Raw genomic sequence first — 14463 nt, 5'->3', positions numbered from 1 at the left:
AGATTTTGTAATACTAAACGATATAAATAACTGTATTTTAAATTTTATGGAGGAAAATATGAATAATTACATATCTTTATTTCAAGGTACTAAAATAGGAAAATTGGAAATAAAAAACAGGTTTTCTATGGCACCAATGGGGCCATTTGGATTTACAGGAGAAAATGGTACTTTTAATCAGAGGGGAGCAGAATACTATATAGAAAGAGCTAAAGGTGGGACAGGATTAATTATAACTGGACTTTGCAGTGTAGAAAATGAAATTGAGAAAATTGTAAGGCCAAGTATGCCATGCCCAACAATGAACCCTACAGCATTTATTATGAGCACAAAGGAAATGACAGAGAGAATACACGCATATAATTGTAAAATTTTCTTGCAGTTAACTGGTGGATTTGGACGTGCTGGATTACCTAATATCATAGAGAAAGCTGTTGCTCCATCTGAAATAGAAAATAGATGGAATCCAAATTTAAAACATAGAGAACTCACTAGAAATGAAATACAGGATTACATAAAAAAGTTTGCTCAATCAGCAGCTATAGCTAAAGCTGCTGGATTTGACGGAGTAGAGATTCATGCAGTTCATGAAGGGTATCTTATAGATCAGTTTACTATTGGTCTGTATAATAAAAGAAATGATGAATATGGTGGGAATATAACTGGAAGGTTAAAATTTCCTGTTGATATAGTTAAAGCTATAAAGAAAACTTGTGGTGAAGATTTTCCTGTATCACTTAGATATAGTTTGAAGAGTTTTATAAAGGGTATAAGACAAGGAGCACTTCCGGGTGAAGACTTTAAGGAACTTGGCAGAGATACTGAAGAGGGAATAGAATCAGCTAAAATATTAGTAGAAGCAGGCTATGATGTTTTAAATGTAGATGCAGGTACATATGATTCTTGGTATTGGAATCATCCGCCTATGTATTTCAATCAAGGAGGAATATATCTTTCATTTGCCAGAATATTGAAAAAAGAGGTGAATGTACCTATAATTGCTGCAGGAAGAATGGATGATCCTGAGATAGCAACAAAGGCTATAGAAGAAGGAGATTGTGATATTATTGGCCTGGGAAGACCTCTTCTGGCGGATCCATATCTACCTAAAAAGATAAAAGAAGGTAAGATACATAAAATAAGACCTTGTTTGTCTTGTCATGAAGGTTGTATGGGGAGAATCGCAAGTGGAGGAGCACTTTCATGTGCTGTAAACCCTGTATGTGGCAGAGAAAAAAGCTATGGTATAGTTCCAGCTAGTACAAATAAAGAAGTCATGATTATAGGTGGAGGCATATCTGGTATGGAATCAGCTAGAGTATGTGCATTGAGAGGACATGAAGTGAATCTCTATGAAAAGACTTCCCAACTTGGAGGACATGTTATAGCAGGAAGTATGCCTTCTTTTAAGAAAAATGATAATGAACTTTTAAAATGGTATGAAAGAGAACTTAAAGATCTAAATGTAAATATTTATTTTAATACAGAAGTTGATATAGATTTTGTAAAACAGGAAAAGCCGGATGTCGTAATTGTTTCTACAGGATCAACATCGATTAATTTAGATTTGCCGGGTATAGAAAAAAACAACGTGATATCTGCAGACAATGCACTATTGGATATATCTAAAATAGGTAATAATGTTGCTATTGTTGGAGCAGGTCTTGTTGGATGTGAAACTGCATTATGGTTGAGACAAAATAACAAGAAGGTTACTTTGATTGAATCTACAGATAAAATTCTAAGTGGAGGCAGTAATATGCCATTTATGAATTATGATATGTTAAAGGATCTGTTGAATTATAACAAGGTTAATATAGCTACATCTTCCATTGTTAGCAATATAAGTGAGGAGGGCATCATTGTTAAAACTAAATGTGGTGAAAAGACATTTAATGTAGATACTATAATTTTATCCGTAGGATATAAATCGGATGATAGTTTATACTGGAAATTAGATAAATTGGTAGATGATATATATCTTGTCGGAGATGCCAAAAATGTAAAAAATATAATGTATGCTATATGGGATGCATATGAAATTACACGAAATATTTGAGGGGGATATTGATTTTGGAGGACTATGGTATAGAACTTACTCGTGAAGAAAAAGATATACTTAATGGAAAAAAAGGAGAAGTTATGAGAAAGGCATTAAAATCTGTTGTACTCTATGGCAGAGCTTTTGGTGCCAGGCGGCTTCTAGATGTTAACACACCTGTACATCTGGTTACATCCTTTGGAATGACAGGTCTTGATACAGTATTTGATATGATGGAAGAGATAATAGATGCAGGAATTAAGACTGACAGACCTTTCACTGTAGATCCAAGACCTATTGACTATCAAAATGTAAAGTGTACTGAAGCACAGAAAAAAGTATTTAATCTTTTATATGGAGAACAGAAAAGATATGAAAGTCAACTTAAAAGTTTGGGACTCAAGGATGACAATGCATTTACATGTACATGCTATATGCCTGAAGTGGGAAATAAACCTAAAAAAGGAGATATACTTTCATGGGCTGAATCTTCAGCAGTAGTATTTGCCAATTCAGTTATTGGAGCAAGGACAAATAGAAATTCAGGAATTATAGAACTCTTATGTGGAATTGTTGGAAAAGTTCCTGAGTTTGGATTACTTACAGATGAAGGAAGACGTGCAAAATGGGTTATTGATTTGAGGACTTCAAAACTGCCAAATGCACAAGTACTTGGAAGTGCCATTGGAATGAAAGTAGTTGAAGATGTTCCATATATAATAGGACTTGATAAATTTTTAGGCAGACATATGAATAATAATACCATGGATTATCTTAAGGATATGGGAGCTGCCAGTGCATCAAATGGTGCAGTAGGATTATATCATGTTGAAAATATAACTCCAGAAGCAATTGAAAATGGAAGGTCACTTTTAAAACAAGACTATAATACATATGTGATAGATGATGCTGAACTTGAAAATGTAATTCATTCCTATCCTGTATTGTGGGAAAATGTTAGTTCAAAACCATCAGTTTGTTTTATAGGATGTCCACATTTATCTATAGATCAGATATATGGTTGGAGTAAGACAATATCTGATGCCTTAACAGAAAAAGGAAAATTAAAAGTAAAATTAAATACTATACTAAGTGCTGCACCAGATGTGATCTTAAAATTTAAACAGGATAAAAGAGCGTATGATTCATTGATGGATATGGGAATACATCTCACTTATATATGCCCGCTTATGTATATGAGCAATCCCGAATGTTCCAAGCAACCTGTTATAACTAATTCAAATAAGTTAAGAACTTATTCCAAGGCTAGATTTTTATTGGATGAAGATATACTGTATGCTATTGTAAATGGACATATTAAAGGGAGTGAGAATTTTGAGCAAAACATTTAAGGGAAGAGTTGTATTAGGTGGAAATATAAGCGGAGAGAGTATTGTTACTCATCAAGGGTTTAATATACTTGCATCTTATTTGGGAGGATTGAGCACTGGAAATGCAATATGTTCGGATCAGAATAATAAAGATCTCTACAAAAAAGATTTAAAAGGAAAAATAATATGTCTTCCTAAAACTATTGGGTCTACTACGGGCGGAATGATTTTACAAAACGTAACAAAACAAGGAATAGGGCCATCTGCAATGCTTTTTTCAGAACACATAGATTCTCTTGCCGCTGCAGGTATAATTCTTTGCGATGTTTGGAACAACACAAGAATTATAGCCATAGATCAACTTGGAGATGAGTTTTTGAAATATGCAAAAGATGGTCAAAAAATTTATATAAAAGATGATGGAAATATAATAATAGACTAAAGTAAAATTTAATAAAGTATTGGAAGGTGAATTGATAATGGGATTAAGTGATGAACAGTTTTTTTCAGCAATTGAAACTAGCTTTAAAGTATTTCCAAAATTATTTATAGCGGATGTAGGAATATCTATTACAGACAAGGAAAAGTACGTTATGGCAAGGCAGCCTGAGTCATTTAAACTCAATCTTGCCGAAGGTGTAAAATTAGCCGAAGACAGCGCAGCAATTAAAGCTATGAAAACTAGAGAAAAACAAATGGCCAAATATCCAAAAGAGGTATTTGGATTTCCGGTAATAGCATACAGTGTCCCTTTAATTAATGATTCCACAGGAAATGTTGTTGGGACTATATCCTATGTAGTTTCACTTGAGAGGGAGAATCAAATAATAAGCATGGTTCATGAATTAAAGGAATTATCATCTGAAATGGCTGCTTCATCAGATGAACTTGCAAGTTCTACAGAAGAGCTATCCAGCAGCACTCAGAATATGAGTGACTTGATAAATAAGACAAAAGACGGAATAACAAGTATGGATGAAATACTTAAATATATAAATACTATTTCGAATACTACAAATTTATTAGGGCTTAATGCTGCAATAGAATCTGCTAGAGCTGGAGAATATGGAAGGAGTTTTTCAGTTGTATCCAAAGAGATCAGAAAACTTGCATTAAATAGTAAGGATTCTGCAAATCAAATTAATGATACTTTAAATCAGCAAAAGGAAAATATAAACAATATTATAAACTTTATAAATGATTATGCGGCTACTAGTGAAGCACAAGCATCACAATCACAGCAAATTGCTGCAAGCAGCGAGAAACTCAACGAATTATCTGTAAAACTTTTAAATTTTTCTAAGAATGTCTCACAATAATGAAATATATAATTTGAAAGCACATTGGATAGACTTGAATGTATATCCGATGTGCTTTATATTATATATTATAAAAATTGAAGAGAGGATAGCATATGAATAATAAAAAAGTACTTAAACCGAGAATCCCCGATAATTTATCAGTAGTTGAATTACAGGAAAAATATATGCTTGATGAAGACTCATTTTCAGAACAAGTATTTAGCCATTGCCATATAGAAAATTGTGAAATACAAAGAAATTGTTTTAAACAGGTCATATTTGATAGTGTAGTATTTAAAAATGCTTCAATGCAATACAGTGAATTTACAGATGTGAGATTTGAAAATTGTGATTTATCAAATGTGGATTTTAGAGAGTGTTCAATGTATAGAATGGAATTTGTAAACTGCAAACTGGTTGGAATGAATTTAAGTGAATCTATATTCAGAGATGTAAGTTTTGATAAATGCAATGGAAGTTATGCATTTTTTAGATTTACAGATTTTAAACAGGCATTATTTCAGGATTGTCAGTTAAGTTTCTCTGATTTTCAACAAAGCAGATTTTCTAAAATTCAATTTAAAAATACGGATATGTGCCAATGCCAGTTGTTTGGGACTAATCTTAGTGGAATTGATTTATCTGAATGTGTTATTGAAGGATTAGGGGTAAGAATTGAAGATATAAAAGGTGTTATAGTTACCTCTATGCAAGCACTAGTGCTTTCTAGATTAATGGGAATTATAATAAAATAAAATGGATTGTAATTGTAAGTTAACTAGAAATAGAATAATATATATTATGATTTTAAATTATCATATGGAGGAATAAAAATGGAAAACCAAAATAAAATACAACAAAATTTTGGAAAAAATGCATCAAATTACAGATACAGTTCAGTTCATAATGATCCTGTAGATCTTGACAGAATGGTAAAATTATTAAATCCTCAGCTTGAAGATAAGGTTCTTGACGTAGCAACTGGCGCAGGACATACTGCTATAAAGATTGCAGGATATACTAAAAAGGTTGTTGCAATCGATATTACACGTGAAATGTTGTCTCAGGCAAAGAAGCAATCAGATGAAAAAGGTATTGACAATATTGAATTTTGTATTGAAGATGTTCATAACATGAAATTTGCCGATAATACATTTGATATTGTTGCTTCCAGATTGGCGGCTCATCATTTTTCAAATATTAAAAATGCACTTAAAGAAATGTGCAGAGTTCTAAAACCTGGTGGAAAATTATATATTCTGGATTGCTCTGTAGTGGATGGCGATGAATCCGAGAAAATGTACAATAAGATTGAATTCCTTCGGGACAGTTCTCATGTATATTCATATTCCTCTCGTTTGTGGAATGAAATGTTGAAGGAACTTCCCTTGAAAGTTCAAAAAACAAATTTTTATAAACTACGATATGAACTTCCAATGTGGTTCGATCGTATGGGGGCAACCTCAAAAAATAGGGATGAAATTTTTAAGATATTAAACAATCTTTCAGGAAAAACCAAAAAAGAGTATTCTTTTAGTAATGATTACATAACTACGTATAGGATAGAGATATTGGCAAAAAAGATCTGAGTATTAAAAATTTTATAATACCTGCAGAAAAATACAGTGTAAGTCTTCTGCAAGTATTCATATGGTAAATCTTAACGTACTGCCAGCTGCATACTTGATAGAACCTTAAAAATCTCATTTATATCAGGTAATTGAGCTGCAGGATATACTTTTACCCATTTTACAATGCCGTTTTCATCTATGAGTATATTTGCTCTTTCAGATGTACCGTCCTTTTCCATAAATATTCCATAGTCTTGTGCAACTTTACCATGAGGCCAGAAATCTGCAAGAATGCTTAAGTTTTCAAGAGCTAGAGCATCTGCCCATACTTTTTTTGAAGGCTGTGCATCAACACTCATGCCAAATGGGATTGTATTCAATTTTTGAAAGTTATCCCAGTTATTTTCCAAGGCTCTCATTTGATCTGTACAAACAGGCGTCCATGCAAGAGGGTGCCAGGAAAGTAAGATATTTCTACCTCTATAATCCGATAAATTTACTATTTTGTTGTGATTGTCTTCTAATGAAAAATTTGGTGCAGGATCTCCTGCAGTAATTAATTTCATAGTTTTATCGCCTCCTTAATCTAAATATATCATTCCACAATTTAAATATATTTATTAATTATATTTAAGCTTGTATTTATTACATGCTAACAATATAATTAAAATATAAAATTAATGAAAGGTATGTGATTAGATGATTAAAGTTGTGGCTAAAGGCTATATAAAATCTGGACAAACAGATAAATTTAAAGAAATAGCTTCTGAATTGATTAAAAAGAGCAGGAATGAAGAAGCTAATATATCATATGGATTATATGAAGATACTAATAATAAACAAATCCTGACTTTCATGGAAGAATGGAAGAGTAAAGATGGATTGGAAAAACATATGAAGACAGAGCATTTTGTAAGGATTATGGCTGAACTTGGGAAATTGCAGGAAAAAGATATGGATATAAATATTTATACCAATGCAATGTAATTTTTAAATTTAATTCCACTACAATAATTCTAATATTTTACAGAATTATATATGTAGTGGAATTTTTCAAATATTTTGAATGATTTTTATAAAAATAAATTTTACAAAAATTATTCAAAATATATAAATTTATGGTATACTTATTAAGTATGATAATATTATTATATTTTTTTAATGTCTAATTAAAACGTATACAGCGCTTGGCAGGCATTTATGAATATTTGGAAGGAATGATAAAAATGGAAAGAACATTAGTGCTTATTAAACCAGATGCTATGGAAAGAAAATTAATGGGTGAAATAATATCTATTTATGAAAAAAAGGGACTTCATATAGCGGCTTTAAAGATAATAAAACCATCTAAAGAAATTGCCGAGAGGCATTATGCTGAGCATAAAGGCAAACCATTTTTTCAGGAACTTGTTAATTTTATTACTAGAAGTGAAGTATGTGCAATGCTTATAGAAGCAGATAATGCCATAGAGTTAGTTAGAAAAATAAATGGATTGACTAATCCAATGGATGCTGATATGGGAACTATAAGAGGAAAGTTTGCATTGTCAAAAGCTGAAAATGCTGTTCATGCATCTGATAGTAAAGAAAGTTTTGAACGTGAAATGAAAATATGGTTTCCAGAATTAAAGAATGAAAATAGAGGAAAAGTTTTAAAATTAAATTATCACGCATAAATGTAATTTAAATGTAAAGCTTTTCTGAGGCAATAAAATTATTAACACTCTATAATATATTTAGAGTGTTAATAATTTTTTTATTTTAATGAAAAAATTAGATATAAATGATATAATAACTACTATAAGATAACTATTATTTAAAACAAGAGGGTGTTAGTATGTCAAAAATCAAAGTATGTAAGAATGCTGTAAATTATGATGGTATAATTAAAGCTTTGAAAGATAATAAAATTGATTATAAAGTTAAGCACTGTATTCATAAATGTTCAAAATGTCATAAAAAAGTTTTGATTAAAAAAGATAATAAATATATATCTGCTAAAAGTGTTGAAAGATTAATAGAAAAATTATAGTAGGAAAAATGAAAAAATAAAATAAATTAATGTTCCGCCTCAAGTTATAGTTTGAGACAGAACATTAAACAATCTAATTGCATTTTAGTTTGTAATGCCAATTGTCTATTCCTCTAAAATTATAGATCTTTTTGAATCCCAAATCTTTTAATATATTACAAGCTATTAGAGAACTCTTCCCAGTTTTGCAATAAACAACAATAATTGCATTATTGTTTAACTTCATTTTCTTTATAGCATCTTCAAAATCTTCTATAGGAATATTCTTGCTTGTTTTAATGTGCCCCTTACAAAATTCATCATTATCCCTAACATCAATTAGAATAGGAGGACGTGGACCTTCAAGTAGCTTTTTTAATTCTTTATCTGTTATGATTCTAAAATGTTTCACTAATATTACCCCCTGATTTTATAAAATAAATATTTATAGCATATACTAAGTGCAAATCACTATTGTACTTATAGGAGAAATCTACATGGAATATAATTATAAAAATCTTAGAATTGCGGAAAATGGAGCTAAAATAAATGTCATAGTTTATATAATTTTATCAATACTTAAATTATCCATAGGGTATTTCTTTAATTCAAAGGCACTTTTTGCAGATGGAATCAATAACTCTACGGATATAATTGCATCTTTGGCTATCATGGTAGGACTTAGAATATCCAGAAAACCTGCAGATTATAATCATGCATATGGACATCTGAGAGCCCAGACTATATCATCTCTTGTTGCTTCATTAGTAATGATAGCTGCAGGATTAAATGTACTTTACAATGCTATATACGCTATTATTTTTTATAAAAGCAATTCTCAAGATATAATTTCTATAGTAGTGGGTATAATTTGTACGGTTACAATATATATTGTATACAGATATAATAAAAACGTGGCAATTAGGATTAATAGTTCTGCACTTATGGCAGCGGCAAAGGATAATTTATCAGATACTTTAGTTGGAATTGGTACAGTAATTGGAATTGCAGCCTCTGGATTTGGATTACCATGGATAGATCCTGTGGCTGCAGCATTAGTAGGTATGGTAATTATTAAGACTGGTTTGGGCATTTTTAAAGAATCCGCATATAGTCTAACTGATGGATTTGACAGTAAAAGGCTTGATGGTATTATATCAAAAATAAAACTAATTAGAGGAGTAAACTGCGTAAAGGATATAAAAGCTAGAGTTCATGGAAGTAGTATTCTAATTGATGTTGTAATAGGAGTCGATTCACAGTTAACGGTAGCCCAAAGCCATAAAATTACAATTAATATAGAAAAAATGTTAAATGATGATTTTAAAATCAATTATGCAATTATACATGTAGAACCAGAATGTATCTAGCTTTTGTGGCGATAATTTACTATATATATGCCAATGCATACTAGTACAAGTGCAATACCATTTTCCCAGTTGAATATAGTTTCTCCAAGAAATATAGATGATAAAATAGCTCCAGATACAGGTATTAAAAAATTAAATAGGGCAATAGATCCTACTTTATTGTATTTTAAAAGTATTGTCCATATTGAAAATGCCAGAGCTGAAAGCAGGCCTAGATATAATAGAACTAGCGTAGAACTTAATGTAAAGTTTGTTACATATCCTTTATTTGAAATTCCCAAAATTAGTAGAACTAGTCCTCCAATTAGCAGTTGATATCCTGTTACTATAGTTGAATCCATGTTTTCACAAATCTTTTTTCCATAAATTGAAGAGGCTGAAAATGCAAAAGCGGCCACAGCAATAAAACCTTCACCTACAATTTTTATATCAAAACTTAAAAGTTGGCTGCTGAAATTTACAAGCAGTACCCCTATAAACCCTAGAATGCATCCAATTGCCTTCTTTGAATTTATTCTATCATTTTTATACAGAAAATGAGCCAGAATAACACTGAAAAAGGCAGATGTGGAATTCATTATAGAAGCTTTTACACCACTGGTATGAGCAAGTCCAATATAGAAAAATATGTATTGCAAAGTAGTTTGCATCAAGCCTAAAAGTATAAGGTGCTTTATATTTCCCTTAGTTATTGAGAATATTTTTTTAGAGGAGAGTACAGCAAATATTAGAACCATCAACCCTGCCAGCATAAATCTATATCCTGCAAAAGATAATTCAGAAAATACATTGCTTGTACTTATTTTAAAAAGAGCATAGCCACTTTTGACGCCAGGATAGGCACTTCCCCATAATATACAACAAAATGATGCGAGTAGTATTACTATTTTTCTGTTTGTAAAAATTTTTTCACTGTCCAATTTTGTCAATTCCCTTCTTTAGCTTAATAAGATTATTATATATTCAATTTTAAAATTTTTAAAGATATATTTAAAGTATATATGGTATAATCTCTCTATAACTTAGAATTGGAGGTTTTATAAATGATTATAACGACAACTAATTGCATAGAAGGAAAAAAAGTATTGGAGTATAGAGGAATAATTTTTGGTGAAGTAATCTCTGGAGTGGATGTTATCAAAGATATTGCAGCAGGACTGACTAATTTCTTTGGAGGACGTTCCAAATCATATGAAGGGGAACTTATACAGTCAAGAGAGGAAGCACTAAAAGAGCTTGAGAATAGAGCTTCAGCAGTTGGTGCCAATGCAGTAATTGGAGTTGATATTGACTATGAAGTACTGGGCCAGGGTGGAAATATGTTAATGGTAACAGCATCCGGTACAGCAGTAGTGGTTGAGTAACTTAATTATAATAAATAATATTAATGATAATTTCCTGAATATATGATATAATACCATCCATAACAGTAAAATAGAGCAGTAGAGGATGGTTTTATAATTGATTAATGTGAATAATGTTAGTTTAAGATATGGAGAAAGAAAACTTTTTGAAGATGTAAACTTAAAATTTAATCCAGGCAATTGTTATGGTGTAATAGGAGCAAATGGAGCAGGCAAAACTACATTTTTAAAGATACTATCTGGAGAAATAGAGCCAAATACAGGGGATGTTTCAATATCACCTAATACTAGGATGTCTGTTTTAAAACAAGATCATTTTAAGTATGATGACTATAATGTTTTGGAAACAGTTATTATGGGTAATAAAAGGCTATATGACATAATGAAAGAAAAGGAAGCTATTTATGCCAAAGCTGATTTCTCTGATGAAGATGGAATAAAGGCCTCTGAGCTGGAAGGTGAATTTTCAGAATTAAATGGTTGGGAAGCTGAATCTGAAGCTGCATCACTTTTACAAGGACTTGGAATAGAAACAGAAGTTCAATCTGGGAAGATGTCTGAATTGTTGGGTTCTCAAAAGGTTAAGGTACTTCTTGCACAAGCGCTTTTTGGAAATCCAGATATACTTATTCTTGACGAGCCTACCAATCATCTTGATGTAAATTCAATAAAATGGCTTGAAGAATTTATAATTAATTTCAAGGGAACAGTTATAGTTGTATCCCATGATAGATATTTTTTAAATAAAATTTGTACTTATATGGCAGATGTGGACTATGGAAAAATAAAATTGTATGCAGGAAATTATGACTTCTGGTATGAATCAAGCCAGTTGGCTCTTCAAATGGCAAAAGATCAAAATAAGAAAAAAGAAGAGAAGATAAAAGAACTTCAAACTTTTATAGATCGTTTTAGTGCCAATGCATCCAAGTCAAATCAGGCTACATCCCGTAAAAAACTTCTTGACAAGATTACCATTGAGGACATTAAACCTTCAACTAGAAAATATCCTTTTATAGGTTTTAAGCCTGAAAGAGAAGTTGGAAATGATATATTGACTATTAAAGGTATAAGTAAAACTATAGATGGAAAATTAGTATTGAATGATGTTAGCTTTACCATATCCAAAGGTGATAAAATTGCTTTTGTAGGAGAAAATGAAATTGGTAAAACAACATTATTTAAAATAATCACAGGAGAAATGGAACCTGATAGCGGAGAATACAAATGGGGAGTAACTATTGATAAATCATATTTTCCGAAAGACTATACTGAATTTTTTAAAGATGAAGAACTAAATTTGGTAGATTGGTTAAGACAGTTTTCTGATGAAAAATCTGAAAGCTATTTAAGAGGATTCCTTGGAAAAATTTTATTCTCAGGACAGGAAGCCCTAAAACAGGTAGGTGCTCTTTCAGGAGGAGAAAAAGTAAGATGTATGCTTGCAAAAATGATGATGAAAAATTCTAATGTGCTTATTTTAGATCAGCCTACAAACCATTTGGATCTAGAATCTATTACTGCTTTGAATAATGGGCTTGTAGATTATAAAAGTATTGTATTATTTGCATCTTATGATCATCAATTTACCCAGACAATAGCAAACAGGATAATAGAGTTAACTGATAATGGACTTGTAGACAAGAAAATGACTTATGATGAATATTTATTGGAGCCTTGATAACTCAAGGCTCTTTGTTTTTAAAGATTTTTATCGTCAACTGAATCAAGCCAATTATTTATGGAATTTATAATTGAACTTATACAACCATCTTCAAAAGGGGATTCTAAATTGGCATATTCAACTAATTCTAAAAATGATTTGGTTCCACCAGCTTTACATAATTTTATATAGTCATTCCATGCTTCATTTCTATTCTTATTTGCTCTATTCCAGAATTGAAGGGCACATATTTGTGCTAAAGTATAGTCTATATAATAAAATGGGACATTAAATATATGTGATTGTTGGAACCACCAGCAGCCTCTTTCCAAAAAACCACAATCATTGTAATTTTTATAGGGCAAGTATTTTTTCTCTATTTTTCTCCAGGCTGACTTCCTGTCTGAAGGAGTTGCATTGGGATTTTCATAAACATAATGTTGAAATTCATCTACAGTTACTCCGTAAGGTATAAATTTTATAGCACTTCCCAAATGGGCAAATTTATATTTGTCAGCATCCTCCTTAAAGAACAAGTCCATCCATGGCCATGTAAAAAATTCCATACTCATTGAATGTATTTCACAACTTTCATAAGTTGGAAAATTACATTCAGGTATTTCAATCCATCTGGATGAGTAAACCTGAAAAGCATGACCAGCCTCATGAGTAAGCACATCTACATCTCCAGATGTTCCATTGAAATTTGAAAATATAAATGGAGCTTTGTAATCAGGTATGTATGTGCAATAACCTCCACCAGCCTTACCTTTTTTAGTAACCAAATCTAAAAGATTTTCCTGGAGCATAAAATTAAAAAATTCATTCGTTTCCGGGGAAAGTTCGGAGTACATCTTTTTGGCATTTGAAAGAATCCATTCTGAATTGCCTTTTGGTCTTGCATTGCCGGTTTTGAATTCAAATTTTTCATCGTAGTATGTTAAAGTATCAAGACCAAGTCTTTCTTTTTGTCGTTCATAGAGTTTTGATGCAGCAGGTACAATATATTTTTGAACTTGTTTTCTAAAGTTAACTACCATTTCAGGATTATAATCGCTTCTTTTCATACGTATATAACCAAGCTCTACAAAGTTTTTAAAACCTAGTTTTCTGGCAATTTTGGTTCTAACTTTTACAAGATCATCATATATTCTATCAATTTCAGCTTCATGATTTTTAAAGAATTTATATTTGATATCTGAAGCATTTCTTCGTATTTCTCTATCACTGTGTTGAATAAAAGAATTTAATTCTGAAAGGTTTCTGATCTTTCCTTGAAAAGAGATTTTTGCAGAAGCTATTAGTTTTGTGTATTCTGAGCTTAATTTGTTTTCTAATTGAAGATCCTTTATTATATCTGGTGAAAAAGATTTTAATGAAAATTCTGCCAATGTAAAAAATTGTTTGCCAAGCTTTTTTTCTAGTTCACTTTTAAACTTTGACTGGACTAGTTCCTTATAAAATACTGAGTTCAATTCATCATATAGAGGGGAGTATTCATCCCAATAATTTTGTTCCCCATCATAAAACTTATCTTGAGTATTTATACTATGTCGTATTTCTACTAATGTGCCCATAGTTTGTATGTGATTTCTTATCTTATTTATATCTTTAATGTATTCATATTGTTTTTCAGCAGTATCAGTATTTTTTAGATTTTCTATGAGATTATAAAGAGATTTTTTTACTTCATTATAATTTGGTCGTTCATATTTAAACTCATTAAATTTCATTTGATATTCCTCCAGTGACTTTAATATAATAGTATTATAGTATAAATACATAAAAATTGGAAATAAAAAATATTCCAA

At 30.9% G+C, this 14463-nt stretch carries 16 protein-coding genes; 12 read left to right on the top strand and 4 right to left on the bottom strand.

The window, feature by feature from the left end:
• The first annotated feature begins 58 nt into the window (after window positions 1-58).
• The 6 genes from J418_RS0100140 to J418_RS0100115 all read left to right on the top strand — a co-directional run bounded on the left by J418_RS0100140 (window position 59) and on the right by J418_RS0100115 (window position 6262).
• Window positions 59-2059 (top strand): oxidoreductase, encoded by a 2001-nt coding sequence (locus J418_RS0100140; protein ID WP_017894512.1) that lies wholly within the window; start codon window positions 59-61, stop codon window positions 2057-2059.
• 14 nt (window positions 2060-2073) lie between these two features.
• On the top strand, window positions 2074-3393 hold the full coding sequence (locus J418_RS0100135) for an aconitase X (protein WP_017894511.1): 1320 nt from the start codon (window positions 2074-2076) through the stop codon (window positions 3391-3393).
• Complete coding sequence (locus J418_RS0100130) at window positions 3377-3814, top strand: aconitase X swivel domain-containing protein (protein WP_017894510.1); 438 nt, start codon at window positions 3377-3379, stop codon at window positions 3812-3814. Before J418_RS0100135 ends, J418_RS0100130 begins: the two co-directional genes overlap by 17 nt.
• Window positions 3815-3851: 37 nt before the next feature.
• Window positions 3852-4691 carry a methyl-accepting chemotaxis protein gene (locus J418_RS0100125; RefSeq protein WP_017753331.1) on the top strand — a complete coding sequence of 280 codons (840 nt, stop codon included), beginning with the start codon at window positions 3852-3854 and terminating at the stop codon, window positions 4689-4691.
• Window positions 4692-4786: 95 nt separating this feature from the next.
• Window positions 4787-5428, top strand: a complete 642-nt coding sequence (locus tag J418_RS0100120) for a pentapeptide repeat-containing protein (RefSeq protein ID WP_017753332.1) — start codon at window positions 4787-4789, stop codon at window positions 5426-5428.
• Between the two features lie 78 nt (window positions 5429-5506).
• Window positions 5507-6262: a class I SAM-dependent methyltransferase gene (locus J418_RS0100115; protein ID WP_017894509.1), complete on the top strand. Its 756-nt coding sequence runs from the start codon at window positions 5507-5509 to the stop codon at window positions 6260-6262.
• A gap of 71 nt (window positions 6263-6333) precedes the next feature.
• On the opposite strand, the gene J418_RS0100110 is transcribed toward J418_RS0100115, so the two are convergent.
• A complete protein-coding gene (locus J418_RS0100110) occupies window positions 6334-6810 on the bottom strand; it encodes a redoxin domain-containing protein (protein ID WP_017894508.1) in 477 nt (158 codons plus the stop codon).
• A gap of 133 nt (window positions 6811-6943) precedes the next feature.
• Here J418_RS0100110 and J418_RS0100105 point away from each other — a divergent pair, with 133 nt between their 5' ends.
• The 3 genes from J418_RS0100105 (at window position 6944) to J418_RS0100095 (ending at window position 8276) form a co-directional block, all read left to right on the top strand.
• Window positions 6944-7231, top strand: coding sequence for a putative quinol monooxygenase (locus tag J418_RS0100105; RefSeq protein WP_017753335.1), 288 nt, complete (start codon window positions 6944-6946; stop codon window positions 7229-7231).
• Between the two features lie 239 nt (window positions 7232-7470).
• The gene (ndk, locus tag J418_RS0100100; RefSeq protein WP_020380556.1) at window positions 7471-7920 is read left to right on the top strand and encodes a nucleoside-diphosphate kinase; all 450 of its coding nucleotides are present in this window, start codon (window positions 7471-7473) and stop codon (window positions 7918-7920) included.
• Between the two features lie 161 nt (window positions 7921-8081).
• Window positions 8082-8276 (top strand): hypothetical protein, encoded by a 195-nt coding sequence (locus J418_RS0100095; protein ID WP_017753337.1) that lies wholly within the window; start codon window positions 8082-8084, stop codon window positions 8274-8276.
• Between the two features lie 73 nt (window positions 8277-8349).
• Here J418_RS0100095 and J418_RS0100090 read toward each other — a convergent pair whose 3' ends face one another.
• On the bottom strand, window positions 8350-8667 hold the full coding sequence (locus J418_RS0100090; RefSeq protein WP_017894507.1) for a rhodanese-like domain-containing protein: 318 nt from the start codon (window positions 8665-8667) through the stop codon (window positions 8350-8352).
• 85 nt (window positions 8668-8752) lie between these two features.
• On the opposite strand from J418_RS0100090, the gene J418_RS0100085 reads away from it, so the two are divergent.
• Complete coding sequence (locus J418_RS0100085; protein ID WP_017894506.1) at window positions 8753-9625, top strand: cation diffusion facilitator family transporter; 873 nt, start codon at window positions 8753-8755, stop codon at window positions 9623-9625.
• On the opposite strand, the gene J418_RS0100080 is transcribed toward J418_RS0100085, so the two are convergent.
• Complete coding sequence (locus J418_RS0100080) at window positions 9622-10545, bottom strand: DMT family transporter (protein ID WP_017753340.1); 924 nt, start codon at window positions 10543-10545, stop codon at window positions 9622-9624. The two genes, J418_RS0100085 and J418_RS0100080, sit on opposite strands and share 4 nt — an antisense overlap.
• Window positions 10546-10668: 123 nt before the next feature.
• Between J418_RS0100080 and J418_RS0100075 the strand changes: the two genes are divergently transcribed.
• Window positions 10669-10989: a putative heavy metal-binding protein gene (locus J418_RS0100075; protein WP_017753341.1), complete on the top strand. Its 321-nt coding sequence runs from the start codon at window positions 10669-10671 to the stop codon at window positions 10987-10989.
• Window positions 10990-11086: 97 nt separating this feature from the next.
• The gene (locus J418_RS0100070; protein ID WP_017753342.1) at window positions 11087-12670 is read left to right on the top strand and encodes an ABC-F family ATP-binding cassette domain-containing protein; all 1584 of its coding nucleotides are present in this window, start codon (window positions 11087-11089) and stop codon (window positions 12668-12670) included.
• A gap of 20 nt (window positions 12671-12690) precedes the next feature.
• On the opposite strand, the gene J418_RS0100065 is transcribed toward J418_RS0100070, so the two are convergent.
• The gene (locus J418_RS0100065; RefSeq protein WP_017894505.1) at window positions 12691-14385 is read right to left on the bottom strand and encodes a M3 family oligoendopeptidase; all 1695 of its coding nucleotides are present in this window, start codon (window positions 14383-14385) and stop codon (window positions 12691-12693) included.
• Window positions 14386-14463 lie beyond the last annotated feature (78 nt).

The sequence above is a fragment of the Clostridium tyrobutyricum DSM 2637 = ATCC 25755 = JCM 11008 genome, from assembly GCF_000359585.1.
GTDB classification, from domain to species: domain Bacteria; phylum Bacillota; class Clostridia; order Clostridiales; family Clostridiaceae; genus Clostridium_B; species Clostridium_B tyrobutyricum.
This window is presented reverse-complemented; position numbering and strand designations above follow the sequence as displayed.

Bases quoted from the DNA above. Each gene is read 5' to 3' on its own strand.
- J418_RS0100140 (WP_017894512.1), top strand. From the start codon at position 59: ATGAATAATTACATATCTTTATTTCAAGGTACTAAAATAGGAAAATTG.
- J418_RS0100125 (WP_017753331.1), top strand. From the start codon at position 3,852: ATGGGATTAAGTGATGAACAGTTTTTTTCAGCAATTGAAACTAGCTTT.
- J418_RS0100120 (WP_017753332.1), top strand. From the start codon at position 4,787: ATGAATAATAAAAAAGTACTTAAACCGAGAATCCCCGATAATTTATCA.
- J418_RS0100115 (WP_017894509.1), top strand. From the start codon at position 5,507: ATGGAAAACCAAAATAAAATACAACAAAATTTTGGAAAAAATGCATCA.
- J418_RS0100110 (WP_017894508.1), bottom strand. From the start codon at position 6,810: ATGAAATTAATTACTGCAGGAGATCCTGCACCAAATTTTTCATTAGAA.
- J418_RS0100105 (WP_017753335.1), top strand. From the start codon at position 6,944: ATGATTAAAGTTGTGGCTAAAGGCTATATAAAATCTGGACAAACAGAT.
- ndk (WP_020380556.1), top strand. From the start codon at position 7,471: ATGGAAAGAACATTAGTGCTTATTAAACCAGATGCTATGGAAAGAAAA.
- J418_RS0100095 (WP_017753337.1), top strand. From the start codon at position 8,082: ATGTCAAAAATCAAAGTATGTAAGAATGCTGTAAATTATGATGGTATA.
- J418_RS0100085 (WP_017894506.1), top strand. From the start codon at position 8,753: ATGGAATATAATTATAAAAATCTTAGAATTGCGGAAAATGGAGCTAAA.
- J418_RS0100075 (WP_017753341.1), top strand. From the start codon at position 10,669: ATGATTATAACGACAACTAATTGCATAGAAGGAAAAAAAGTATTGGAG.
- J418_RS0100065 (WP_017894505.1), bottom strand. From the start codon at position 14,385: ATGAAATTTAATGAGTTTAAATATGAACGACCAAATTATAATGAAGTA.